Annotated in this window: 19 protein-coding genes; 15 read left to right on the forward strand and 4 right to left on the reverse strand. The window is 70.3% G+C overall.

Going from position 1 to position 25,740, the window contains the following annotated elements; all coding sequences use genetic code 11:
• Positions 1-2 precede the first annotated feature (2 nt).
• Positions 3-494 carry a 2-C-methyl-D-erythritol 2,4-cyclodiphosphate synthase gene (gene ispF / locus EV684_RS04335; RefSeq protein ID WP_132644981.1) on the reverse strand — a complete coding sequence of 164 codons (492 nt, stop codon included), beginning with the start codon at positions 492-494 and terminating at the stop codon, positions 3-5.
• Positions 491-1,180: a 2-C-methyl-D-erythritol 4-phosphate cytidylyltransferase gene (gene ispD, locus EV684_RS04340; protein WP_132644982.1), complete on the reverse strand. Its 690-nt coding sequence runs from the start codon at positions 1,178-1,180 to the stop codon at positions 491-493. Before ispD ends, ispF begins: the two co-directional genes overlap by 4 nt.
• A 26-nt stretch (positions 1,181-1,206) precedes the next feature.
• On the opposite strand from ispD, the gene mfd reads away from it, so the two are divergent.
• The 3 genes from mfd to EV684_RS04355 all read left to right on the forward strand — a co-directional run bounded on the left by mfd (position 1,207) and on the right by EV684_RS04355 (position 6,827).
• The gene (gene mfd / locus EV684_RS04345; RefSeq protein WP_132644983.1) at positions 1,207-4,644 is read left to right on the forward strand and encodes a transcription-repair coupling factor; all 3,438 of its coding nucleotides are present in this window, start codon (positions 1,207-1,209) and stop codon (positions 4,642-4,644) included.
• A gap of 15 nt (positions 4,645-4,659) precedes the next feature.
• Complete coding sequence (serB, locus tag EV684_RS04350) at positions 4,660-5,373, forward strand: phosphoserine phosphatase SerB (protein WP_132644984.1); 714 nt, start codon at positions 4,660-4,662, stop codon at positions 5,371-5,373.
• Between the two features lie 95 nt (positions 5,374-5,468).
• Complete coding sequence (locus EV684_RS04355) at positions 5,469-6,827, forward strand: TrpB-like pyridoxal phosphate-dependent enzyme (protein ID WP_132644985.1); 1,359 nt, start codon at positions 5,469-5,471, stop codon at positions 6,825-6,827.
• A 19-nt stretch (positions 6,828-6,846) separates the two neighbouring features.
• On the opposite strand, the gene hrpA is transcribed toward EV684_RS04355, so the two are convergent.
• Together hrpA and EV684_RS04365 are read right to left on the reverse strand one after the other, a co-directional pair.
• Positions 6,847-10,863, reverse strand: a complete 4,017-nt coding sequence (gene hrpA, locus EV684_RS04360; RefSeq protein WP_132644986.1) for an ATP-dependent RNA helicase HrpA — start codon at positions 10,861-10,863, stop codon at positions 6,847-6,849.
• Between the two features lie 30 nt (positions 10,864-10,893).
• Complete coding sequence (locus EV684_RS04365) at positions 10,894-11,286, reverse strand: VOC family protein (RefSeq protein WP_132644987.1); 393 nt, start codon at positions 11,284-11,286, stop codon at positions 10,894-10,896.
• Positions 11,287-11,340: 54 nt separating this feature from the next.
• Here EV684_RS04365 and argA point away from each other — a divergent pair, with 54 nt between their 5' ends.
• The 12 genes from argA (at position 11,341) to grpE (ending at position 25,725) form a co-directional block, all read left to right on the forward strand.
• Positions 11,341-12,681, forward strand: coding sequence for an amino-acid N-acetyltransferase (argA, locus tag EV684_RS04370; protein WP_132644988.1), 1,341 nt, complete (start codon positions 11,341-11,343; stop codon positions 12,679-12,681).
• Positions 12,682-12,697: 16 nt separating this feature from the next.
• Entirely contained in the window at positions 12,698-12,970 is a 273-nt protein-coding gene (locus tag EV684_RS04375) for an oxidative damage protection protein (RefSeq protein ID WP_132644989.1), read from the forward strand.
• Positions 12,971-13,144: 174 nt separating this feature from the next.
• Positions 13,145-14,188, forward strand: coding sequence for an extracellular solute-binding protein (locus EV684_RS04380; protein ID WP_132644990.1), 1,044 nt, complete (start codon positions 13,145-13,147; stop codon positions 14,186-14,188).
• A gap of 87 nt (positions 14,189-14,275) precedes the next feature.
• Positions 14,276-14,584, forward strand: a complete 309-nt coding sequence (locus EV684_RS04385; RefSeq protein WP_132644991.1) for an H-NS histone family protein — start codon at positions 14,276-14,278, stop codon at positions 14,582-14,584.
• A 138-nt stretch (positions 14,585-14,722) separates the two neighbouring features.
• Entirely contained in the window at positions 14,723-17,725 is a 3,003-nt protein-coding gene (locus EV684_RS04390; RefSeq protein ID WP_242478599.1) for a GGDEF domain-containing phosphodiesterase, read from the forward strand.
• Entirely contained in the window at positions 17,722-19,485 is a 1,764-nt protein-coding gene (dnaG, locus tag EV684_RS04395) for a DNA primase (RefSeq protein ID WP_132644993.1), read from the forward strand. The genes EV684_RS04390 and dnaG overlap by 4 nt, the downstream gene beginning before the upstream one ends.
• A 304-nt stretch (positions 19,486-19,789) precedes the next feature.
• Positions 19,790-21,976 carry an RNA polymerase sigma factor RpoD gene (gene rpoD / locus EV684_RS04400; RefSeq protein ID WP_132644994.1) on the forward strand — a complete coding sequence of 729 codons (2,187 nt, stop codon included), beginning with the start codon at positions 19,790-19,792 and terminating at the stop codon, positions 21,974-21,976.
• 254 nt (positions 21,977-22,230) lie between these two features.
• Positions 22,231-23,187 (forward strand): adenylate/guanylate cyclase domain-containing protein, encoded by a 957-nt coding sequence (locus EV684_RS04405; protein ID WP_132644995.1) that lies wholly within the window; start codon positions 22,231-22,233, stop codon positions 23,185-23,187.
• A gap of 17 nt (positions 23,188-23,204) precedes the next feature.
• Positions 23,205-23,579 carry a response regulator gene (locus EV684_RS04410; RefSeq protein WP_132644996.1) on the forward strand — a complete coding sequence of 125 codons (375 nt, stop codon included), beginning with the start codon at positions 23,205-23,207 and terminating at the stop codon, positions 23,577-23,579.
• Complete coding sequence (gene hemH / locus EV684_RS04415; RefSeq protein ID WP_132644997.1) at positions 23,576-24,667, forward strand: ferrochelatase; 1,092 nt, start codon at positions 23,576-23,578, stop codon at positions 24,665-24,667. Before EV684_RS04410 ends, hemH begins: the two co-directional genes overlap by 4 nt.
• A 55-nt stretch (positions 24,668-24,722) precedes the next feature.
• Positions 24,723-25,136, forward strand: coding sequence for an RNA-binding S4 domain-containing protein (locus tag EV684_RS04420; RefSeq protein WP_132644998.1), 414 nt, complete (start codon positions 24,723-24,725; stop codon positions 25,134-25,136).
• A gap of 49 nt (positions 25,137-25,185) precedes the next feature.
• Positions 25,186-25,725, forward strand: coding sequence for a nucleotide exchange factor GrpE (grpE, locus tag EV684_RS04425; protein ID WP_132644999.1), 540 nt, complete (start codon positions 25,186-25,188; stop codon positions 25,723-25,725).
• The last annotated feature ends 15 nt before the right edge of the window (positions 25,726-25,740 follow it).

Genomic DNA, 25,740 nt, shown 5'->3' on the forward strand with positions numbered 1-25,740 from the left:
GGTCAGCCGGCCCGGTACAGCAGGCAGGCCGCGCGCGTCTCGATCGAACGCCCCTCGCCGACCGGCCCCAGCTTCTCGGCGGTCTTGGCCTTGACGTTGACGCGCTCGAGGTCGACGCCCAGCAGCTCGGCGATGCGCGCGCGCATCGTGTCGATGTGCGGCGCCATCTTCGGCGCCTGGGCGACGATGGTCGAGTCGACGTTGACGATCTGCCAGCCGGCAGCACGCACGCGGCGCGCGCATTCGGCCAGCAGCACGGCCGAGTCGGCGCCCTTGAACTCGGCCGCGGTGTCGGGGAAGTGGCGGCCGATGTCGCCCAGCGCCGCGGCGCCGAACAGCGCGTCGGTGATGGCGTGCAGCAGCGCGTCGGCGTCGCTGTGGCCGAGCAGGCCGTGGCTGTGCGGGATCGTGATGCCGCCGAGGATCAGCGGGCGGCCGGCGACGAGCTGGTGGGTGTCCCAGCCCTCGCCGATGCGGAGGTCAAGAGGGTTCATCGGGTCTGCAGCAGGCGCGCGGCCAGCGCGAAATCCGCCGGCCAGGTCACCTTGAGGTTTTCGAGATCGCCGGGCACGAGGCGCGGCGCCAGGCCCAGCGCCTCGACGGCGCTGGATTCGTCGGTGACCTGGTCACCGGCTTCGGCCAGCGCCCGCGCCAGCAGGCCGATGCGGAACATCTGCGGCGTCTGCGCGGCCCACTTGGCCGTGCGCGGCACGGTGTCGGCGACCCGCCCGGCCTCCTCGGCCTTCAGCGTGTCGGCCAGCGGCAGCGCGAGCAGCCCGCCGACGGGGTCGGCCAGGCAGGCATCGATCAGGCGGTCGACCCACTCGGGGCGCAGCAGGCAGCGGGCGGCGTCGTGCACCAGCACCCAGTCGTCGTCGCGGGCGCCCAGTTCACGCAGCACCGGCAGGCCGTGGGCGACGCTCTCGGCGCGCGTGGCGCCGCCGCAGCGCGCCAGCCAGCCCTGCCAGCCGGGCACGGCGGCTTCGAACTGCGTGTCCTCGGGCGACAGCACGACCAGCGTGCCCGCCAGCCGCGGCACCGCGGCCAGCGCCGCCAGCGTGTGCGCGACCACCGGCCGGCCGGCCAGCGGCGCATATTGTTTGGGGCCGCCGGCGCCGGCCCTCAGGCCGACACCGGCGCACGGAACCAGGGCAAAACAGCGGGTCGGCGGCACAGTCATCCAGCGATTCTAGAATCGCGCCTCCCATGCAGATCCCGAACATCGCCCCGGGCAAGCGCTTCACGCTGCCGCGCCCGGTAGGTTCGGCCGACGCGCTGCTGCTCGCCCGGCTGGGCGCGGCACGCAAGGCCGAGCAGCGCCTGCTGGCCGTCGTCACGGCCGACCCCGCCGACACCACCCGCCTCGCCGAAGAGCTGAAGTTCTTCGAGCCCGGCCTGCGCATCGCCGTCTTCCCGGACTGGGAGACGCTGCCCTACGACACCTTCAGCCCGCACCAGGACCTGATCTCCGAGCGTCTGGCGACGCTGTGGCGCGTGCAGCAGGGTGAGGTCGACGTCGTGCTGATGCCGGCCACCACCGCGCTGGTGCGGCTGGCACCGCCGTCCTTCATGGCCGGCTACACCTTCCACTTCAAGCAGAAGGCGCGGCTGGACGAGGCGAAGCTGAAGTCGCAGCTGACGCTGGCCGGCTACCAGCACGTCAGCCAGGTCGTGTCGCCCGGCGAGTACGCGGTGCGCGGCGGCCTGATCGACCTGTACCCGATGGGCTCGCCAGTGCCCTACCGCGTCGACCTGTTCGGCGACGAGGTCGATTCGATCCGCACCTTCGACCCCGACAGCCAGAGGAGCCTGTACCCGGTGCCCGAGGTGCGGCTGCTGCCCGGGCGCGAGTTCCCGATGGACGAGGCGGCGCGCACGGCCTTCCGCGCGCGCTGGCGCGAGAAGCTCGACGGCGACCCGACACGCTCGCGCATCTACAAGGACATCGCGCAAGGCATCGCCACCGGCGGCATCGAGTACTACCTGCCGCTGTTCTTCGACGAGATCGCCAGCATCTTCGAGTACCTCGGCGAGACCGCCGCCGTCGCGCTGCACGGCGAGGTCGACCAGGCGCTGGAGCGTTTCTGGACCGACACGCGCGAGCGCCACCGTTTCCTGCAGCACGACCCCGAGCGGCCGCTGCTGCCGCCCGAAGCGATCTTCCTGCGCCCCGACGAGTTCTTCGCCCGCACCCAGCCGCACGCGACGCTGGCGCTGCGCGGCAACGAGCCCGTGGACTGGGCCCGCCCGCTGCCGGACCTGGCCGTCGACCGCGGCGCGACCGAGCCGCTGGCCGGGCTGGAACGCCACCTCCAGACGACCGCGCACCGCGTGCTGCTGGCCGCCGAGAGCGAAGGCCGGCGCGAAAGCCTGCTGGAGCTGCTGCGCGACCACCGCATCGCCCTGCCCTCGGTCGCCGACCTGGCCGGGTTCCTGGCCGGCGAGGAGCGTTTCGCGATCGTCGCTGCGCCGCTGGCCCAGGGCTTCCACTGGCACGAGCCGGATGACGGGGTGTCGGTGCAGTTCGTCACCGAGACCGAGCTCTTCGCCACCGCGCCGCAGGCCCGCCGCCGGCGCAAGCAGGAGCAGACGAGCAACGTCGACGCGCTGATCAAGGACCTGTCGGAGCTCAAGCTCGGCGACCCCGTGGTGCACATGAACCACGGCATCGGCCGCTACCGCGGCCTGGTCAACATCGACACCGGCGAAGGCCCCAGCGAGTTCCTGCACCTGGAGTACGCCGACAAGGCGACGCTGTACGTGCCGGTGGCGCAGCTGCACCTGATCAGCCGCTACACCGGCGTCAGCGCCGACGAGGCGCCGCTGCACAAGCTGGGCTCGGGCCAGTGGGACAAGGCCCGGCGCAAGGCCGCCGAGCAGGTGCGCGACACCGCCGCCGAGCTGCTGAACCTCTACGCCCGCCGCGCCGCGCGCGAGGGCTACGCCCACCGCTACAGCCCGTCCGACTACGAGGCGTTCGCCGCCAGCTTCGGCTTCGAGGAGACGCCCGACCAGCGCGCCGCGATCCACGCCGTCATCCAGGATCTCGTCAGCCCGCGGCCGATGGACCGCCTGGTCTGCGGCGACGTCGGCTTCGGCAAGACCGAGGTCGCCTTGCGTGCGGCCTTCGTCTCGGTGATCGGCGGCAAGCAGGTCGCGCTGCTGGCGCCGACGACGCTGCTGGCCGAGCAGCACTACCAGACGCTCGTCGACCGTTTCGGCAAGTGGCCGGTGAAGATCGCCGAACTGTCGCGCTTCCGTTCGGCCAAGGAAGTGAAGACCGCGCTCGAAGGCCTGGCCGACGGCACGGTGGACATCGTCGTCGGCACCCACAAGCTGCTCAGCCAGGACGTCAAGTACAAGCGCCTGGGCCTGTTGATCATCGACGAGGAGCACCGCTTCGGCGTGCGCCACAAGGAGGCGATCAAGGCGATGCGCGCCGAGGTCGACGTGCTGACGCTGACCGCCACGCCGATCCCGCGCACCTTGGGCATGGCGCTCGAAGGCCTGCGCGACCTGTCGGTCATCGCCACCGCGCCGCAGCGCCGGTTGGCGATCAAGACCTTCGTGCGCAGCGAGAACAACTCGACGATCCGCGAGGCCGTGCTGCGCGAGCTGAAACGCGGCGGCCAGGTCTACTTCCTGCACAACGACGTCGAGTCGATCCAGGCGCGGCGCCAGAAGCTCGAGGAGCTGCTGCCCGAGGCGCGCATCGGCGTCGCCCACGGCCAGATGCCCGAGCGCGAGCTGGAGCACGTGATGCGCGACTTCGTCGCCCAGCGCCACAACATCCTGCTGTGCTCGACGATCATCGAGACCGGCATCGACGTGCCGACGGCCAACACCATCGTGATGAGCCGTGCCGACAAGTTCGGCCTGGCGCAGCTGCACCAGCTGCGCGGGCGTGTCGGCCGCAGCCACCACCAGGCCTACGCCTACCTGCTGGTGCCCGACGTCGAGGCGCTGACCAAGCAGGCGGCGCAGCGGCTGGAAGCCATCCAGCAGATGGAGGAACTGGGCAGCGGCTTCTATCTCGCGATGCACGACCTGGAGATCCGCGGCGCCGGCGAGGTGCTGGGCGAGAACCAGAGCGGCAACATGATGGAAGTCGGCTTCCAGCTCTACAACGACATGCTGTCCGAAGCCGTGCGCTCGCTGAAGGCCGGCCGCGAGCCCGACCTGCTGTCGCCGCTGGCCGCGACCACCGAGATCAATTTGCACGCCCCGGCACTGCTGCCCGACGCCTACTGCGGTGACGTGCAGACCCGGCTGAATCTCTACAAGCGCCTGGCCACCGCCGAGAAGGCCGAGCAGATCGACACCCTGCTCGAAGAGATCACCGACCGCTTCGGCAAGCTGCCGGCGCAGGGCCAGACGCTGTTCGACACCCACCGCCTGCGCGTGCTGGCGCGGCCCTACGGCGTGCAGAAGATCGACGCCGGGCCGAAGCTGATGAACATCGTCTTCCGCCCCAACCCGCCGATCGAGCCGCTGCGCATCATCGAGCTGGTGCAGAAGAACCGCGCGATCAAGCTCGCCGGCAACGACAAGCTGCGCATCGACCGCGAGATCGCCGACGTGAAGGACCGCGCCCAGTACGTGCGCGACGTGCTGCGCGCGCTCGGCCAGCCGCGCCCCGCCTGAGACCCGAAGATCCCCATGGACGCCATCGAACACGCCCCCGGCCTGCACATCCGCGGCTTCCAGCCGCCGCTGCGGCTCTCCGACTTCCGGCTGGTGGCTTTCGACATGGACTCGACGCTGATCAACATCGAGTGCGTCGACGAGATCGCACGGGCCGCCGGGCGCTACGACGAGGTCGCGGCGATCACCGAGGCGGCGATGCGCGGCGAGATCAGCGACTACAAGGAGAGCCTGCGCCGGCGCATGGCGCTGCTGGCCGGCGTGCCCGAGGCGGCGCTGCACCAGGTCGCCGAGCAGCGGCTGCAGCTCAACCCCGGCGTCGAGGCCTTCGTCGCCGCCTGCCAGGCCGCCGGGCTGAAGACGATGCTCGTCTCCGGCGGCTTCAGCTTCTTCAGCGAACGCGTGCGCCGGCGCCTGAAGCTGGACTTCGCACGCGCCAACACGCTGGGCATCGCGCACGGCAAGCTCACCGGCACGCTGCTGCAGCGGCCCTGGGGCGACATCGTCGACGGCGCCGAGAAGCGCCGCGTACTGCTCGAGGTGGCCGAGCTGATGGGCATCGAACCCTCGCAGGCCATCGCCGTCGGCGACGGCGCCAACGACCTGCCGATGATGGCCGCCGCCGGCCTGTCGATCGCCTACCACCCGAAACCCGCCGTCGCCGCCGAGGCGATGATCGCGATCACCTCTGGCGGCCTGGACCGCGCGCTCGAGGTGCTGCAGGCCTGATCCCGCGAGGCGACTGACCGACGTCAAGACTCGGCCGGCCGGTCGCGGCGGACCGCCGCCCCGATGACAGAATTCCGCGTCCCCCAGGAGATGCGATGACGACGAAGTTCCTGCTCGAAGAAAGCCGCATGCCGCGGCACTGGTACAACATCGTGGCCGACCTGCCGGTGCCGCCGGCGCCGCCGCTGCACCCGGTCACCAAGCAGCCCGTCGCGCCGGCCGACCTGGAGCCGCTGTTCACGCGCTCTCTGATCGAGCAGGAGATGGCGACCGAACGCGAGATCGAGATCCCCGAGCCGATCCGCGAAGTCTTCCGCCTCTGGCGCCCGGCGCCGCTGATCCGCGCCCGCCGCCTGGAGCAGGCGCTGCAGACGCCGGCCAAGATCTTCTTCAAGTACGAAGGCGTTTCGCCGGCGGGCAGCCACAAGCCCAACAGCGCCGTGCCGCAGGCCTGGTACAACGCCCAGGCCGGCATCCGCAAGCTGAGCACCGAGACCGGCGCCGGCCAGTGGGGTTCGTCGCTGGCCTTCGCAGGCTCCTTGTTCGGGCTGGAGGTCAAGGTCTTCCAGGTGCGCGTGTCCTACGACCAGAAGCCGTACCGCCGCGCGCTGATGGAGACCTACGGCGCGACCTGCATCCCCTCGCCCTCGCCCGAGACCGCCGCCGGCCGCGCGGTGCTCGCCGAGCACCCGGAGCACCGCGGCTCGCTGGGCCTGGCGATCAGCGAAGCCGTCGAGGTGGCGGCGACGAACGACGACACCAAGTACGCGCTCGGCTCGGTGCTCAACCACGTGCTGCTGCACCAGACCATCATCGGTCAGGAGGCGATGCTGCAGATGGAGATGGCCGATGCCGACCCGGACATCGTCATCGCCTGCACCGGCGGCGGCAGCAACTTCGCCGGCCTCGCCTTCCCCTACGTCGGCCAGACGCTGCGCGGCGGCCGCAAGCGCCGCATCGTCGCCATCGAACCGGTCGCCTGCCCGAGCCTGACGCGCGGCAGGTTCGCCTACGACTACGGCGACACCGCGCACCTGACGCCGCTGACCAAGATGCACACGCTGGGCAGCAGCTTCACGCCGCCGGGGTTCCACGCCGGCGGCCTGCGCTACCACGGCATGGCACCGCTGGTCAGCCACCTGCTGGAGCTCGGCCTGATCGAGGCCCAGGCGCACACCCAGAACGACTGCTTCGCCGCGGCGGTGCTGTTCGCGCGCTGCGAAGGCATCGTGCCGGCGCCCGAAGCCAGCCACGCGATCCAGGGCGCGGTCGCCGAGGCGCTGCGCTGCAAGGCCGAAGGCAAGGCCGAGACCATCCTCTTCGGCCTGAGCGGCCACGGCCACTTCGACATGGCCGCCTACACCAACTACCTCGGCGGCAAGCTGGTCGACGCCAGCTACGACGAGGCCGAGCTGGCGATGGCGCTGTCGGGGCTGCCGTCGATTCCGGCCTGACGAAGCCGAGTGCCTGGGCTCAGCCAGAGAGCTGAGCCCAAGCTTTGTCCAGGCGCTTGACGCTGACCGGCTGCGGCGTGCGCAGCTCCTGGGCGAACAGGCTGACGCGCAGTTCCTCCAGCAGCCAGCGGTACTCGTCCATCCGCGCGTGCTGCGCGCCCTTCAGCTCGGCGACACGGCGCCAGTAGCGCTGCTCCAGCGGGCGCAGCTCGGCCAGGCGCGTGGCGTCGCGCGCCGGGTCGGCGCGCAGCTTGTCCAGGCGCAGCGTCACGGCTTTCAGATAACGCGGGAAGTGGGCCAGCGCCGCCCAGTCGGTGTTCGCCAGGAAACGTTTGGGCACCAGGCGCTGCAGCTGCTGCGCGACGTCGTCGGCGACGTCCTTGGGCGGGCGGCTGTCCTTGAGCTTGCGCGCCGCGACCGCGTACTCGGCCAGCACGACGCCGGCCAGCCGCGCCACCTCCTGGGCGATCAGGTTCAGCCTCGTGCGTCCTTCGTCGACACGGGCCTTGAAGCTGCGTTCGTCGCTCGGCAGCGGCTCGGCCAGGAAGGCGCGGTCGACGGCGACGTCGACGATCTGCTGGCGCAGCTCCTCGACGGTGCCGCCCATCGCCATGAAGGCCACGCCCATCTTCTGCAGGTCGGGGATGTTCTTCTCGAGGTACTTCAGCGGCTCGCGGATCTGCAGCGCGACCAGCCGGCGCAGGCCGACGCGGTGTTTGGCGGCGGCCACCTCGGGCTCGTCGAAGACCTCGATCTCGACGTGCGTGCCGCCGTCGACCAGCGCCGGGAAGCCGATCAGCGTCTGCGCGCCCTTGCGGATCTCCATCAGCTCGGGCAGCTCGCCGAAGGTCCAGGCGGTGTGGCGCTGTGGAACGGCCGGCGGCGGCGCTGCGGCAACCTCGGCGACGACACCGCGGCCCTGCCCCCTCTCCCGCCCCGCGGGAGAGGGATGGGGTGAGGGTGGTGGCGTGGATCTGCCCTCACCCCCCGCCCTCTCCCGCTGCGCGGGCGAGGGAGCCTGAATCTTCAGCGCCGCCAGCGCCTGGAACGCGCTGCGCGCCTGGCCGCCGAGCTCGGCCTTCAGCCCGGCGAGGTCGCGCCCCATCGCGAGCTGGCGGCCGTGCTCGTCGACGACGCGGAAGTTCATGAACAGGTGCGGCGGCAGCTGTTCGAGCTTGAAGTCATTGCGCTGCACCGCGAGCTGGGTGCGCTCGCGCACCGCCTTCAACAGCGCGTCGACCAGCTCGCCCTGGGCGAAGGGCGCGGTGGCGCAGAACTCGGCGGCGAACTCGGGCAGCGGCACCAGGCGCGAGCGCGGGCGCTGGTGCAGGCTCTTGCACAGCGCCTGCACCTTGTCGCGCAGCATGCCGGGCACCAGCCACTGGCAGCGTTCCTCGCTGGCCTGGTTGAGCGCGTAGATCGGCAGCGTGACGGTGATGCCGTCCTTCGCGTCGCCGGGCTCGTGCAGGTAGCTGGCGGCGCAGTCGATGCCGCCCAGGCGCACGGTCTTCGGGAAGGCGTCGGTCGTGATGCCGGCGGCCTCGTGGCGCATCAGCTCGTCGCGCGTCAGCTGCAGCAGCTTGGGGCTCTTCTTGACCTCCTCTCGGAACCACTTCTCCAGCGTCGCGCCCGAGCAGACCTCGGGCGGCAGCTGCTGGTCGTAGAAGGCGAAGATCAGCTCGTCGTCGACCAGCACGTCCTGGCGGCGCGACTTGTGCTCCAGCTCCTCGACCTGGGCGACGAGCTTGCGGTTGTGCGCCAGGAACGGCAGCCGCGACTCCCAGTCGCCGTTGACCAGCGCCTCGCGAATGAAGATCTCGCGCGCCGCCTTGGCGTCGACACGGCCGTAGTTGACGCGGCGGTTGTTGTAGACGACCAGCCCGTACAGCGTCGCGCGCTCCAGCGCGATGACCTCGGCGGCCTTCTTCTCCCAGTGCGGCTCGAGCAGCTGGGTCTTCAGCAGATGGCCGGCCACCGCCGGGATCCAGCCCGGCTCGATGGCGGCGATGCCGCGGCCGAAGAGCCGCGTCGTTTCCACCAGCTCGGCGACGACGATCCAGCGCCCCGGCTTCTTGCTCAGGTGCGCGCCCGGGTGACGCCAGAACTTGATGCCGCGTGCGCCCAGGTACCAGTCGTCGTCGTCGGACTTGCAGCCGATGTTGCCCAGCAGGCCGGCGAGCATCGACAGGTGCAGCTGCTCGTAGGTCGCGGGCGCGGTGTTCAGCCGCCAGCCGTGTTCGGCGACGACGGTCAGCAGCTGCGAGTGGATGTCGCGCCACTCGCGCACGCGCCGCGGGTTGACGAAGCTCTCGCGCAGGCGCTGCTCCTGCTGGCGGTTGCTGAGTTTGTGGGTCGCTTCGCTCCCTCTCCCGCCTGCGGGAGAGGGTGGGGGTGAGGGTAGTGGCGCGGCACGGCCCCTCACCCCCACCCTCTCCCCGCTCGCGGGGAGAGGGAGTCCTCCGGCGTGCCCGTGCCCGCGCCCCTCCTCGATCCAGTTCCACAGCTTCAGGTAGCCGACGAACTCGCTCTTCTCGTCGTCGAACTTGCGGTGTTTCTCGTCGGCGGCCTGCTGCTGTTCCAGCGGCCGGTCGCGCACGTCCTGCACCGACAGCGCCGAGGCGATGACCAGCACCTCCGACAGCGCGTGGCGGTCGCGCGCCTCGATGATCATGCGGCCGACGCGCGGGTCCAGCGGCAGCTTGGCGAGTTCGCGGCCGATCTTGGTCAGATCGCCCTGCTCGTCGATCGCGTCGAGTTCGTCGAGCAGCGCATAGCCGTCGGCGATGGCCTTCTTCGGCGGCGGCTCCAGGAACGGGAAGTCCTCGACCGTGCCCAGGCGCAGCGCCTTCATGCGCAGGATGACGCCGGCCAGCGACGAACGCAGGATCTCGGGGTCGGTGAAACGCGCGCGCTGGTTGAAATCGGCCTCGTCGTAGAGGCGGATGCAGACGCCGTTGGCGACACGGCCGCAGCGGCCGGCACGCTGGTTGGCCGCGGCCTGGCTGACTGGCTCGACCTGCAACTGCTCGACCTTGTTGCGGTAGCTGTAGCGCTTGACCCGCGCCAGCCCCGAGTCGACGACGTAGCGGATGCCCGGCACCGTCAGCGAGGTCTCGGCGACGTTGGTCGCGAGCACGATGCGCCGGCCGTTGCCGGCTTCGAAGACACGGTCCTGCTCGGCCTGCGACAGGCGCGCGAACAGCGGCAGGATCTCCGGCTGCGGCCCACCGCGTGCGGTGCTGGCCAGGTGCTTGCGCAGATGGTCGGCGGTCTCGCGGATCTCGCGTTCGCCGGGCAGGAAGACGAGGATGTCGCCGGAGCCGCCGCGCCAGAGCTCGTCGACGGCGTCGGCGATCGCGTCGCCCAGGTCCCAGTCCTTCTTCTCCTCGAACGGGCGCCAGCGCTGCTCGACCGGGTACAGCCGGCCCGAGACCATGATCACCGGCGCCGGGCCGGCCGCGGACTCGAAGTGCCTGGCGAAGCGGTCGGCGTCGATCGTCGCCGAGGTGACGACGATCTTCAGGTCGGGCCGGCGCGGCAGCAGCTGGCGCAGGTAGCCGAGCAGGAAATCGATGTTGAGGCTGCGCTCGTGCGCCTCGTCGATGATCAGCGTGTCGTAGGCCTTGAGCAGCGGGTCGGTCTGCGTCTCGGCCAGCAGGATGCCGTCGGTCATCAGCTTGACCGAAGCGCCCGGCTGCAGCCGGTCCTGGAAGCGCACCTTGTAGCCGACGACCTCGCCCAGCGGCGAGTTCAGCTCCTCGGCGATGCGCTTGGCGACGCTGGAGGCGGCGATGCGCCGCGGCTGCGTGTGGCCGATCAGGCCGCGGCCGCCGGCGCCCAGGCCACGGCCCAGCTCCAGCGCGATCTTCGGCAGCTGCGTCGTCTTGCCCGAGCCGGTCTCGCCGCAGACGATGATGACCTGGTGCTCGGAAAGCGCACGCGCGATCTCGTCTCGGCGCGCCGAGACGGGCAGCGATTCGGGATAGGTGATCGGCGGAACCGGGTTGGCCGGCCGCCCGGGGCAAGTGTCGGACACGGGGCGCGGATTATGGCCGCGCCCGCGTGATCACATCGCTTCGTAGCGGATGACGTTGATCGCCGCGCCGGTCGGGTCGCGCAGCACGGCCATGCGGCCGACGCCGGGCACGTCCATCGCCGGCACCAGCACGCTGCCGCCGAGTTCGACCGCCTTGGCGATCGTGTCGTCCACCGAGTCGACCGTGACGTAGCCGGCCCAGTGCGGCGGCACTTCCTTGGGCGTGTCGGGCGGGAAGGCCATGATGCCGCCGACCGCGGTGCCGTCCGGCGTCTTGGCGACGCGGTAGGTGCCGACCCCGTCGTACTCCTGCTGGTCGAAGCTCCAGCCGAACAGCTCGCCGTAGAACGCGGCGGCGCGCTCGGGATCGGCAGTCAGCAGTTCGTTCCAGCTGAACGCGCCGTGAGTCTTGAAGACGTCCATGCGATCTCCTGTTTCGTGGAGCGCCGATGATGCTGCGGCACAATCGCCCGCGCCATGAGCGTCGTCTTCCCGCACACCTTCGTCCCCTGGTTCCGGGCGGTCGCCCCCTACCTGCATGCCTACCGGGGCAAGACCTTCGTCGTTGCGGTGACCGGGGAGATGATCGCCGCCGGCAAGCTCAATGCCTTCGTGCAGGATCTGTCGATCCTGCACGCGATGGGGCTGAAGATCGTGCTCGTGCACGGCTTCCGGCCGCAGGTCAACGAGCAGCTCGCCGCCAAGGGCCACGTCTCGCGCTTCAGCCACGGCCGCCGCATCACCGATCCGGTGGCGCTGGACGCGGCGCAGGAAGCCGCCGGCCAGCTGCGCTTCGAGATCGAGGCCGCGTTCTCGCAAGGCCTGCCGAACACGCCGATGGCCAACGCCACGGTGCGCGTGGTCTCGGGCAACTTCCTCACCGCGCGCCCGGTCGGCATCGTCGACGGCGTCGACTTCCAGTCCAGCGGCCTGGTGCGGCGCGTCGACCACGGCGCGATCCGGCGCGCCATCGACATCGGCGCGCTGGTGCTGCTGTCGCCGTTCGGCTTCTCGCCCACCGGCGAAGCCTTCAACCTGTCGATGGAGGACGTGGCGACGTCCACCGCGATCGCGCTGCAGGCCGACAAGCTCGTCTTCATGACCGAGGTGCCGGGCATCCGCGAGAACCCCGACGACGCGGACAGTCCGATCGACACCGAGCTGGCGCTGGCCGACGCACGCCGTCTGCTCGCTTCCTGGCCCGCCCCGGCCAAACCCACCGACCCGGCCTTCTACCTGCAGTACTGCGTGAAGGCCTGCGAGCACGGAGTCGAACGCTCGCACATCCTGCCCTTCGCCGCCGACGGCTCGCTGCTGCTGGAAGTCTTCACCCACGACGGCATCGGCACGATGGTCGTCGACGAGAAGCTCGAGAGCCTGCGCGAAGCGACGCCCGACGACGTCGGCGGCATCTTGCAGCTGATCGAACCCTTCGAACGCGACGGCACGCTGGTGCGCCGCGAACGCACCGAGATCGAACGCGATGTCTCGGCCTACACCGTCATCGAGCACGACGGCATCATCTTCGGCTGCGCGGCGCTCTACCCCTATCCCGAGGCGCGCACCGCCGAGATGGCGGCGCTGACCGTCTCGCCGCTGGCCCAGGGCCAGGGCGACGGCGAGCGCATCCTCAAGCACATCGAGCACCGCGCCAAGGCGATGGGGCTGGAGAGCGTGTTCGTGCTGACCACGCGCACGATGCACTGGTTCATCAAGCGCGGGTTCGCCCAGGTCGACCCCGACTGGCTGCCCGAGGCGCGCAAGCGCAAGTACAACTGGGACCGGCGCTCGCAAGTGCTGGTCAAACGACTGTTCTGAACAACTGGAGACCCCGATGGCCCGCATGGTGAACTGCGTCTACCTGAAGAAGGAAGCCGAAGGCCTGTCCTTCGCGCCCTACCCCGGCGAGCTCGGCAAGCGCATCTACGACAACGTCTCGAAGGAGGCCTTCGAGCACTGGAAGCGCCACCAGACGATGCTCGTCAACGAGAACCGCCTGAACCTGGCCGACGCCCGCGCCCGCCAATACCTCGCCCGCCAGATGGAGCAGTTCTTCTTCGGCGGCGGAGCCGACGCGCCGGCGGGCTACGTCCCGCCGGCGGCCTGAGCGAAGCTCGGGCATGAAGAACTGCGGGGTGCAACTCATCTGCGCGCAGCGCAGGTGAGGTGCACACCAACGGTGCCGCGGGCGCCGGCGTATAACCTGACGCAAGTCCAGAAAACGCAAATGATTCGCATTGCGGGCTAGACTCCGGGCTCCTTTTACCCCGGAGTTCCTCCAATGCAGCGTCCGTCGTTCGTCCGCTTTGCCGCGATCGCCCTTGCCGCCGTGTTCGCGACGGCAGCGCAGGCGCAGGCTCCCGTGCTGAATCTCTACTCGGCCCGTCACTATCAGACCGACGAAGCCCTTTACGACAATTTCACGAAGGCCACCGGGATCCGGATCAACCGCGTCGACGCCGACGACGCCGGTGTCGTGACGCGCCTGCAGAGCGAAGGCCAAAACAGCCCGGCCGACGTCGTGCTGCTCGTCGATGCCGCCCGTCTGTGGCGTGCCGAAAACCAGGGGCTGTTCCAGCCGGTGAAGAGCCGCGTGCTCGACGAGCGCATTCCCGCCACCTTGCGCAGCGACGACGCCGGCCAGGGCTCGCAATGGTTCGGTTTCTCCACCCGGGCGCGCGTCGTGGTCTATGACAAGACCCGCGTGCAGCGCACCGACGTCGACACCTACGAGAAACTCGCGGATCCGGTGAACAAGGGCCGCGTCTGCACCCGCTCGGGCTCGCACCCCTACAACCTGTCGCTCTTCGGCGCGATGCTCGAACACCTCGGTCCGCAGAAGACCGAGGTCTGGCTGCGCGGCATCGTCGACAACATGGCTCGCCCGCCCAAGGGTGGCGACACCGACCAGATCAAGGCCGTCGCCAGCGGCGAATGCGCGGTGGCGCTGACCAACAGCTACTACCTGGCGCGCCTGATGCGCTCGCAGAACCCGGCTGACCAGCAGGTCGTCGAGCGCATCGCCGTGGTCTTCCCGAACCAGGCCACGACAGGCACCCACGTCAATATCGCGGGCGGCGCCGTGGCGCGCCACGCGAAGAACCGCGAAGCCGCCGTGCGATTCCTCGAATACCTTGCCAGCGCCGAAGCACAGTCGTATTTTGCCAACGGCAACAACGAATGGCCGGCGGTCCCCGGGGTGAAGCCGGGCAATCCCGCCCTGGAGAGCTTCGGCAGCTTCAAGGCGGAATCCGTGCCGGTATCGGCGATCGGCCGCAATCAAGTGCAGGTGCAACAGATGCTGGACCGCGTCGGTTACCGCTGATTTCGCCTCCGAGATTTTTCTGCGTCTCCCCGGGTGCCGCGGTGGTATATTCCGCGGCACCCGTAGGATTCGACAGGAGATACCTTGATGGCTACGTTGTCCGAATTGCTCGCACAGAAGGCTGCACTCGAGAAGCAGATCATCGAAACGCAGCGCGAGGAACGCGCCGCGGCGATCGCGCAGGTGAAGTCGCTGATGTCGCAGTACGGGCTGACGCTGGCCGACCTGAGCGCCAAGGGCGGAGCCGCGACGCCCCGCCGCGGCAGCACCGGCAAGGTTCCGGCGAAATACCGTGATCCGGACACTGGCGACACCTGGTCCGGCCGCGGCCTGCAGCCCAAGTGGCTGAAGGCGGCACTGGCCAACGGCCGGTCGCTGTCCGATTTCTCCGTCTGAAGAGGGCCACCCCAATTCGGGGTCGCGCCCGGGCCAGGACCCGAGGTCGGCGGTAGCATGCTGCGGAACCCTTCCGCCGCCGCCGACATCTCTTGACGCGTGACCCCTTCCGATAGCCGCCGACTGCTGCCTCGCCTGTTGGCGGACGGGCTGACCACCGGCCCCGCACGTGCCGTCGGCGCTTTTGCCGCGGCACTGGGCTGCCTGCTCGCCGGGCTGCTCGGCGGGTTCTCCCTGAGCGAGATGCCGTGGAGCACGATGGGCCCGGCGGCCGGCGTCGTGCTCGCCTGCAGCCTTCGCTGGGGCCCGGGCGCCGGCGCAGGCGCCGCGCTCGGTGCGGCGCTGGCATTGCTGGCACAGCCGTTGCCGCCCCTGGACATCGCCGCCGCGCTCGTCGCCCTCGCCTGCGGGCTGACCCTCGCATGGCGCCTGCTGCGCCAGGTCGGCTTCGAACGCCGGCTCGAGCGTGCACGCGACGTCGGCTGGCTTGCCGTCGCGACGGTCGCCGTGTTCGCTCCGGTGACCGCAGTCGTCGCCGCCGGCGCCTTGCGCTGGACCCTGCTGTCGCCGCCCGTCGACCGCGCCGGGCCGCTGGTCGCCGCCTGGGCGACGGTGGGCATCGGAGCGCTCCTCACGGCGTTCCCGCTGCTGGCACTGGACCGGCGCGTCGCGGTGGTGCTCGAACGACCGACGCGGCTGGCGGGCGCGCTGCTGCTGATCGGTGCCGCAGTCGTCGCGACGCTGCTGCTGTGTGCACCGTCCAACCGCATCGGCGGGCTCGGCACCCTGCTTCCCTACGTGACGCCTTTGCTGCTGGTCGCGCTCGCCGTGCGCCACGGCGCGCCGCTCGCCGCAGCCGCGCTGCTGCTGTGCACGACTGCCGCAGCGCTCGTCACCGCGTCGGGCCCGCCCTGGTGGGCCGCAGCGATCCAGCCCGCCCCGCTGGCCACCGGCGCCTGGCTGGCAACGCAGGCGGCGATGCTGCTGCTGCTGCACGCCGGCGCGGTCGAGGCTCGCTGGCGCGAGCAGCGCTGGGAGTGGGCACTGGACGGCTCGCGGATCGGTGTCGCCGACTGGCACGTGCACCGCGGCGAAGGCTTCGCCTCCACCGCCTGGCGCGCGCTGGCGCCCGGCCAGGAACCGGGCTGGACGCCCGCGGCCTGGCTGGGACAGGTGCATGCCGAAGACCGGGCCGGCCTGGAGGCCGCGATCGCGCTGATCGACTCGGGCCAGTCCGGCCGCCAGCAGCTGGAACTGCGCATGCGCCACGACGAGACCTGGCGCTGGCGCCAGGCGACGCTGCTGGTCATCGAACGCGCACCCGACAGCCGCCCGGCCCGCATCCTCGCCACGCTGGCCGATGTCGAGGAACGCCACGAGGCACTGGAGCGCCAGCGCCTGTCGGCCAGCCTGTTCCAGCACCTGCACGAAGGCCTGCTCGTCACCGACGCCGAACTCCACGTGCTGGAGGCCAACCCGGCCTACAGCGAGATCCTCGGCGTGCCGCGCGAGCGCCTGATCGGCACCGTGCCTTCGCTGCTCAGCCCGGCCCCCGATGACGCGCGTGCGCGCCAGCAGCGTGCCGAGATGTGGGGCGCGCTGCGCGAGCGCGGCAGCTGGCGCGGCGAACTCGACGAGCGCCGCGCCGACGGCCAGCTGCGCACGCTGCAGGCGACGATCTCGACGGTGCCCGGCGCCGAACGGCGCACCCGCCACCATGTGCTCGTCATCTCCGACATCACCGAGCAGCGCCGCCAGCGCGAGCTGCTCGAACGTCAGGCGCTCTACGACGAACTGACGCGCCTGCCCAACCGAGCCCAGCTGTCGACGCTGCTCGCCGAGGCGATGACGGTGGCCGACCGCGACGGCTTCCTCATCGCCGTCTGCTACCTGGACCTGGACCATTTCAAGCCGGTCAACGACCGTTACGGGCACGCCGCAGGCGACCGCCTCCTGGTCGAGCTCGCCAGCCGGCTGCGCAACACGCTGCGCCGGCGCGAGCGCTGGGCCGACGTGGCCGCCCGCCTGCACGGCGACGAGTTCGTGCTGCTGCTGCGTGCCGGCTCGATCGACGAGGCGCGGCGTGCCATCGTGCGCGTGCTGCGCGTGCTGTCGCAGCCCTATCTCGTCGATCCGGCGTCCGACCCGGTGCCGATCACGACCAGCCTGGGCGCCACGCTGTATCCGCTGGACCGCCAGGATCCCGAGACCCTGCTGCGCCATGCCGACCACGCGATGTACGAGGCCAAGCAGTCCGGCCGCAACGGCTACGTGCTGTTCGACCCCGCCAGCCGCCAGGAACGCGAAGCGCTGGCGATGGCTCAGAGCGAGATCGAGCAGGGGCTCGACCGCGGCGAGCTGATGCTGCGCTACCAGCCCAAGGTCGACATGCGCAGCGGCCGGGTCGTCGGCTTCGAGGCCCTGCTGCGCTGGGAACACCCGATCAAGGGCGAACTCGCGCCGCACGCCTTCCTGCCCTGCATCGAAGACGACGGGCTGCTGGTGCGCGTCGGCGACTGGGTGCTGTCGCAGGCGCTGGAGCATCTGGCGCAGTGGCGCCGCGACGGGCTCGATTTCGCCGTCGGCGTCAACGTCTCGTCGCGCCACCTGCGCCGCGCCGACTTCGCCGCCCAGCTCGCGGCGCTCATCGCGCGCCACGGCCACGACCTCGCCCCCTACCTGGAACTCGAGGTCGTCGAGACCGCCGCGATCGCCGCCGAGGACAGCCCGACGACCTCGGCGCAGATGAAGCAGTGCCGCGAGCTCGGCGTGCGTTTCGCGCTCGACGACTTCGGCACCGGCTACTCGCCCTTGCGCTACCTGAAGGACCTGCCCGCGGACACGCTGAAGATCGACCGCGGGTTCGTGCACAACATGCTCGACGACGCCCAGGACCGCGGCATCGTCGAGGGCATCATCAGCCTGGCGCGCACCTTCGGCTGCAGCGTCGTCGCCGAGGGCGTGGAGACGCCCGCACAGGCACGCATGCTGCTGGACCTGGGCTGCGACATCGGCCAGGGCACCGGCATCGCCTCGCCGCTGCGCGCCGGCCAGGTGGCGCAGTGGGTGCGCGACTTCCGCGGCGTTTTTGTCATCGCGCCGGCGGGCGCCGCCGACGGCTTGGCTAGACTCGGCGGGTGATTCCCGCCGGTTTTCTCCAGGATCTGCTGTCCCGCGTCGACATCGTCGACGTGGTCGGTCAGCACGTCGAGCTCAAGCGCGGCGGCGCCAACCTGATGGGCCTGTGCCCGTTCCACGCCGAGAAGTCGCCGAGCTTCTCGGTCAGCCCGAGCAAGCAGTTCTACTACTGCTTCGGCTGCGGCGCCTCGGGCGACGCGATCCGCTTCCTCACCGAACACCTGGGCCTGAGCTTCGTCGAGGCGGTGCGCGATCTGGCGCAGCGCGTGGGCATGCAGGTCCCCGAGGAGCAGCTGAGCGCCGAGGAACTGGTGCGCCGCGACAAGCTGCGCGAGCGCCGGCTGTCGATGGGCGAGGTGCTGGTGCGCGCCAACGACTTCTACCGTGCCCAGCTCAAGGCCAGCCCGCGGGCGGTCGGCTACCTGAAGGCGCGCGGCCTGACCGGCGTCGTCGCCGCGCGTTTCGGCCTGGGCTACGCGCCGCCGGGCTGGCGCACGCTGGCCGGCGTGTTCCCGCGCTACGACGACCCGCTGCTCGAGGAAGCCGGTCTGGTGCGCCACCGCGAGGCCGCCGACGGCGAGGCCGAGGACAGCGAGCGTGGCCGCTACGACTGGTTCCGCGACCGGGTGATGTTCCCGATCCGCAACGTCGCCGGCGAGGTCATCGGCTTCGGCGGCCGCGTGCTCGACGACAGCAAGCCCAAGTACATCAACTCGCCCGAGACGCCGCTGTTCAGCAAGGGCCGCGAGCTCTACGGCCTGTTCGAGGCCCGCCAGGCGCTGCGCGAACGCGGCTGCGCGATCGTCGTCGAGGGCTACATGGACGTCGTCGCGCTGGCCCAGCACGGCGTCAGCAACGCCGTCGCGACGCTGGGCACGGCCTGCACCGCCGAACACGTGCAGAAGCTGTTCCGCTTCACCGACGCGATCGTCTTCTCGTTCGACGGCGACGCCGCCGGCCGGCGCGCGGCCGCGCGTGCACTCGAGGCCGCGCTGCCGCACGCGAGCGACCTGCGAAGCGTCAAGTTCCTCTTCCTGCCGCCCGAACACGACCCCGACAGCTACGTGCGTGAACTGGGCGTCGAGGCCTTCGAACAGGCGCTGGCTGCCGCGGTGCCACTGTCGCGCCAGCTCGTCGAACTGGCCGCCGAGGACGCCGACCTCGACACCGCCGAAGGCCGTGCCAGGCTGGCGGCACAAGCGCGGCCCCTGTGGTCGGCGCTGCCCGAGGGCAGCCTGAAGGACCAGCTGCTCGGCGAGATCGCCGAACGCGCCCGGCTGCCCCGCGAGGACCTGGCGCGGCGCTGGGGCCTGCGTGCCGGCGAGGCCCCTCGTGTCGCCCCCGAGACGCCACCGGAGCGCCCCGCCTACGGCGCTCGCCGGGGGTCGCCAGCGCCCCGGCGCGGCGGAGCGCGCGTGTCGGTGCGCCAGCCACAGGACCAGGCGGTGCGCCTGCTGTTGCTGCGCGCCGGCTGGTGGCTGGAGCTGACCGACGCCGACCACGAGGCGCTGACCGGCGTGCCCGACTGGCACGCGGAGTGTTTCCGCTGGATCGAGCGCTGGCTGGCCGAGCACGGCGACACACCCTGGCCCACGCTTCGCGAGCAGATCGCCAGCGAGCCCTGGGGCGAGCAGGCCGTCGAACTGGTCGATGCCGCCGAGGTGCCGATCGAGCCGCTGCTGGAGGACCTGCGCACCGCGGTCGCCCAGACCGTGCGCGCCCAGGCGCTGCGCCAGGCGATGGCGGTTCTGGGTCGGCGGTGACGCACTCGGGCCTGCCGCTTGCCCCGATGCTCGCAAATTTTTGACGAACCAGAGATCGTCGCCGATAATGGCGGGTTTGTTGCAGCGGCAAGAGTGAGCAGCAGCACCTCCGGGCCCCGGCCACCCACGACACGGGTTTTAAAGGCCAACTTCACCCGCAAGGGCTGCGCATTCCGATGAGTTCACGCGAGCTTGCCCGTCTGGACGCGCCACCCCAGGACGCCGCACGTCGCGGCGTGACTCCCTACGCCTTGCGGCGAACGCAAGGCGGGGCGTGGCCGTGGAAACCTTCCCGAGGAACCGCATGACCGCCAAGAAGCCCGCATCCGCTGCCCCTGCCGACGCCACCGAGGCCAAGACCGCCAAGGCCAAGGCTGCCGCCGTCGAAACCGTCAAGCCGGCGAAGAAGACCGCCAAGGCCGACCCGAAGGCCAAAGCCGGCAAGAAGGAAGCCAAGAAGGCGACGGAAGAGGAGGATCTCGAGGTCGAGATCGAGGCCGAGCTCGAGGTCGAGCCGGAAGTCGAGGTCGAAGCCGAGGTCGACGCGGTCGAGGGCAAGGAAGCCAAGGCCAAGCCGCTGCGCATGAAGGTCAGCCGCGCCAAGGAGCGCGCGCTGATGCGCGAGTTCGGTCTCGACGAGACCATGCTCACCGAAGAGGAAGTCGCCAAGCGCCGCCAGGAGCTGAAGACCCTCATCAAGATGGGCAAGACGCGTGGTTTCCTGACCCACCAGGAGATCAACGACCACCTGCCCGAGAAGCTGGTCGACAACGAGATCCTCGAGGCCATCGTCTCGATGCTCAACGACATGGGCATCGCGGTCTACGAGCAGGCGCCCGATGCCGCGACGCTGCTCATCAGCGGCAGCAACACCGCCACCGCCACCGACGAGGAAGCCGAGGAGGCCGCCGAAGCCGCGCTGTCGACCGTCGACAGCGAGTTCGGCCGCACCACCGACCCGGTGCGCATGTACATGCGCGAGATGGGTTCGGTCGAGCTGCTCACGCGTGAAGGCGAGATCGAGATCGCCAAGCGCATCGAAGGCGGCCTGCAGGCGATGATGCTGGCCATCAGCGCCAGCCCGACGACGATCGCCGAGATCCTGGCGATGGCCGACAAGATCGCCGCCGGCGAGATGCAGATCTCCGAGGTGGTGGATGGTTTCGTCAGCGACGACGAGGCCGACGACTACGTCGCCGAGGAAGACTTCGACGAGTTCGACGAGGACGACGACGACGACGGCGCCGGTGGCAGCAAGGCGCTGACGAAGAAGCTCGAGGAGCTGAAGAAGCAGGCGCTGGAGAAGTTCGACGCGCTGCGCTCGCACTTCGACCGCATGCGCAAGGCCTACGAGAAGGAAGGCTACAAGTCGTCGTCCTACAACAAGGCCCAGGAAGCGATCAGCCAGGACCTGATGACGATCCGCTTCACGGTCAAGACGATCGAGAAGCTGTGCCAGATCCTGCGCGCCCAGGTCGACGACGTGCGCCGCTACGAGCGCGAGATCCGCAAGATCGTCGTCGACAAGTGCGGCATGCCGCAGGAACAGTTCATCAAGACCTTCCCGCCCAACGTGCTGAACCTGAAGTGGGCGGAAAAGGAAGCTGCGGCGGGCAAGCCGTACTCGGCGGTGCTCGGCCGCAACCTGCCGGCGGTGCAGGAACTGCAGCAGAAGCTGATCGACCTGCAGGCGCGCGCGGTCGTCCCGCTCGACGACCTGAAGCAGATCAACAAGCACATGAACGCCGGCGAGAAGGCCAGCCGCGACGCGAAGAAGGAGATGATCGAGGCCAACCTGCGCCTGGTGATCTCGATCGCGAAGAAGTACACCAACCGCGGCCTGCAGTTCCTGGACCTGATCCAGGAAGGCAACATCGGCCTGATGAAGGCGGTCGACAAGTTCGAATACCGCCGCGGCTACAAGTTCTCGACCTACGCCACCTGGTGGATCCGCCAGGCGATCACGCGCTCGATCGCCGACCAGGCGCGCACGATCCGCATCCCGGTTCACATGATCGAGACGATCAACAAGATGAACCGCATCTCGCGCCAGCACCTGCAGGAGTTCGGCTTCGAACCCGACGCGCCGACGCTGGCCGAGAAGATGGAGATCCCCGAGGACAAGATCCGCAAGATCATGAAGATCGCCAAGGAGCCGATCTCCATGGAGACGCCGATCGGCGACGACGACGACAGCCACCTGGGCGACTTCATCGAGGACACGAACAACGTGGCCCCGGTGGACGCCGCGATGCAGGCCGGCCTGCGCGAAGTGGTCAAGGACATCCTCGACAGCCTGACGCCGCGCGAAGCCAAGGTGCTGCGCATGCGTTTCGGCATCGAGATGAGCACCGACCACACGCTGGAGGAAGTCGGCAAGCAGTTCGACGTCACGCGTGAACGCATCCGCCAGATCGAGGCCAAGGCGATCCGCAAGCTCAAGCACCCGAGCCGCTCGGACAAGCTGCGGACGTATCTGGACAATCTTTGATTGGCCAGATACCAAGCCGCCGCAGGCGGCCGCTCGCGACGGCGAGCGCGCAGCGGGCGGCGCAGCCACAAGCTGCGGACGTATCTGGACAATCTTTGATTGGCCAGGCAGGTCGCCGCCGCAGGCGGCCGCTGTCTGGGGTCCTCGGGATGCGGCGGCGCTCCGCCGCATCGCGCGCGTGCTTGGGCACGACCCCAGAAGCGGCATCCCCACCCCCTGCGTCGGAAGGGGAAAGCGATAAAATTGCGCGCTGAATGACGCAGATCTCCGACCTCACCGTGCTGTTCGCCGATCTTCGGGGCAGCACCGCGCTGTACGAGACGCTCGGCAATGCCGAGGCCACGTCGGTGGTGACGCATTGCGTCGGTTCGCTGACGCGTCCGGTGTCCGATTTCGGCGGCCATGTCGTCAAGACGCTGGGTGACGGCCTGATGGCCGTCTTCCCGAGGCCGACGAGCGCGCTGCAGGCCGCGGCGGTGATACACGAGGTTCTCGACGCCATCACCAGCCGGGGCCACCAGCACGGCGCGTCCACCGGCTTGCGCGACCTGAAGCTGCAGATCGCGATGGCCCGCGGCGAAGTCGTGGAGATGGCCGGCGACTGCTACGGCGACGCCGTCAACGTCGCCGCCCGGCTGCTCGACCACGCGGGCGACAACGAGACGCTCGTCACCGCCGAGGTCCTGCAGGGCCTGCCCGAGCAGACACGCTCGCGCTTTCGCTGCCTGGACCGCATGGTGCTGCGCGGCCGAGTCGAACCGGTGCAGGTGTTCGTGCTCGGCGGCCGCCCCGGCACCGACCTGCCGCCGACGCAGTTCGCCGGCGACTCCGCGCCCGTGTCCGAGCCCGACGGACTGCGGCTGGAATGGGTCGACCACCACGACATCTTCGCCAGCCGGCAGATGCCGGTGGTGCTCGGGCGCGGCCCGCAGTCCGAGTTCCGCGTCGACGACTCGCGTGTCTCGCGCTCGCACGCGCGCGTCGACTGGCACGGTGGCGCCTTCCAGCTCACCGACCTCAGCTACAACGGCACCTACGTGCGCTTTGCCGATGGCGAGATCGTCAGCCTTCGCCGCGGCAGTTGCACGCTGCACGGCAGCGGCGAGATCGGCCTGGGTGGCTCGCCCGGCGACCCGGCTGCGACCTGCGTGCTGTTCGACGTCCTCCGTTTCGGCGACACCCAGCCGCTGCTCGCAGCGGACCTGCTCTAGCATCCACGGCCCACGACATGCGCGTGCTGTACGTCGACGACGATCGGATCAACACCCTGCTCTTCGAGGAAACCTGCCGCTGCGCGGGCGACTTCGAGGTCGCCTGCGCCGGCACCGGTGCCGAAGCGCTGGAACTGGCGGCCGTGTTTGCCGCCGAGGCCCTGGTCATCGACCTCCACCTGCCCGACACCAATGGCTTCGAACTCCTGCCGGCACTGCGCCAGGCACTGGGTGGACGCCGTCTGCCGGCCTTCCTGTGCACCGCGGACGAACCGGCGCAGGTCGCCGAACGGGCCGCCGCGGCCGGGTTCGACGGTTGCTGGACCAAGCCGGTGACCGTCGAGGCGATGCTCGCCGAACTGCAGCGCGGCGAGCGCGGCCCGGCGGCATGACGCTGCGGCCCGAGCCTCCTCACCGCCACGGCGACGTCGAACGCGTCGGCGTGCTGCTGGTCAACCTGGGCACGCCGTCGGAGCCCACTCCGGCGGCACTGCGCCGCTATCTCGCCGAGTTCCTGTCGGATCCGCGGGTGGTCGAGATCCCGCGCATCCTGTGGCTGCCGATCCTCTACGGCATCGTGCTGAGCACACGCCCGGCCAAGTCGGCGGCCAAGTACGCGACGATCTGGACGCCCGAGGGCTCGCCGCTGGCCGTCTGGAGCGACCGCCAGGCCGTCGGGCTGTCGCAGGCGCTGCGGGCGCGCGGGCATCGTGTGCAGGTGCGCGTGGCGATGCGCTACGGCGAACCTTCGGTGGCGCGCGGCCTGGACGCGCTGCGCGCCGAGGGTGCCACACGCGTGCTGGTGCTGCCGCTGTACCCGCAGTACGCCAGCGCGACCACCGGCAGCGTCGCCGACGCCGTGATGGCCTGGAGCGTCGGCGCGCGCCGCATCCCGGAGTTCCGCTTCATCAACGAGTACCACGACGACTCCGGCTACGTCGAGGCGCTGGCCGCACGCGTGCGTGCGCACTGGCGCGAGCACGGCCAGGGCGAGCGACTCCTGCTGAGCTTCCACGGCGTGCCGCACCGCACGCTGGTGCTCGGCGACCCCTACCACTGCCAGTGCCACAAGACCGCGCGCCTGCTGCGCGAATGCCTGGAGCTGCCGCCCGAGCGTGTCGTCGTCACCTTCCAGAGCCGCTTCGGCAACGCCAAGTGGCTGGAGCCCTATACCGAGCCGACGCTGCGGCGGCTGGCCGCCGAGGGCCTGCGCCGCGTCGACGTGATGTGCCCGGGCTTCGTTTCCGACTGCCTGGAGACGCTCGAGGAGATCAACGAGGAGGCTCGCGAGGCCTTCCTCGCCTGCGGCGGAGAACGGTTCGAGTACATCCCCTGCCTCAACGACCAGCCGGCGTGGATCGAAGCGCTGGCGACGGTCGCGGAGCGTCACATGGCAGGCTGGGACACGCGCGCCGGAGCCGATCCGGCGCAGGCAAGCGAGTCGCGCGAGCGCGCCATCGCGCTGGGCGCGACGATCTGAAGGCGGCACGAGGGGGCATGCACCCCGATCGGCCGCCATCCGGCCAGGAGATCCGATGAACGACACCCGGGTGCGGCTGGACAAGTGGTTGTGGGCCGCCCGCTTCTACAAGACGCGAGCCATCGCCGCCGACGAAGCCGACCGCGGCCGCGTGAGCGTCAACGGCCTGGTGGCCAAGCCGGCGCGGGAACTGCACCTGGGCGACCGCGTCACGCTGCGCCAGGGCGGCATCGAACGTGTCGTCGACGTGCTGCTGCTGGGGACCGTGCGCGGCCCGGCGCCGGTCGCGCAGACGCTGTACCGCGAGACTGCCGACAGCATCGCCGCGCGCGAACGCGCCGCCGAGGCCCGCCGCCTGCAGCCCGAACCCGCCGCCACGATCGAACAGGGCCGTCCGACCAAACGCGACCGGCGCAAGCTGGCCGACTGGAACCGCTGGAGCGCGAGCCTCGACGACACGAACTCTTGAAAGCCCGCCGCAAGGCCCCAACTGCGTCCGAGTTTTGCCAGAACCGCCCATGAACGCGAATCCGTATACCCCCGACACCCCGTCCCCCGAGGCCGCCGAGGCGGCTGCCGCCGCGGCCGAGGCCGCGCCGAGCGCCGAGGCGCGCCTGGCCGAACTCGAGGCCAAACACGCCGAGGTCGCCGACGCCTACCTGCGTGCCAAGGCCGAGACCGAGAACATCCGCCGCCGCGCCGAAGAGGAACTGTCCAAGGCGCGCAAGTTCGCCGTCGAGGCTTTCGCCGAGAGCATGCTGCCGGTGAAGGACAGCCTCGAGGCCGCGATCGCGATCCAGAACGCGACGCCCGAGCAGCTGCTCGAAGGCACGCACGCGACGCTGCGCCAGCTGACGCAGGCGCTGGAGCGCAACAAGGTCGTGCAGATCGCGCCACCGGCGGGCACGAAGTTCGACCCGCACCAGCATCAGGCGATCAGCGTGGTGCCGGCCGACCAGGAGGCGAACACCGTCGTCGCCGTGCTGCAGAAGGGCTACCTGATCGCCGACCGCGTGCTGCGCCCGGCGCTCGTCACGGTCGCCGCACCGAAGTCCTGACCACCGCTCGCGGGC

The sequence above is a fragment of the Rubrivivax gelatinosus genome (assembly GCF_004340905.1).
GTDB lineage: Bacteria > Pseudomonadota > Gammaproteobacteria > Burkholderiales > Burkholderiaceae_C > Rubrivivax > Rubrivivax gelatinosus.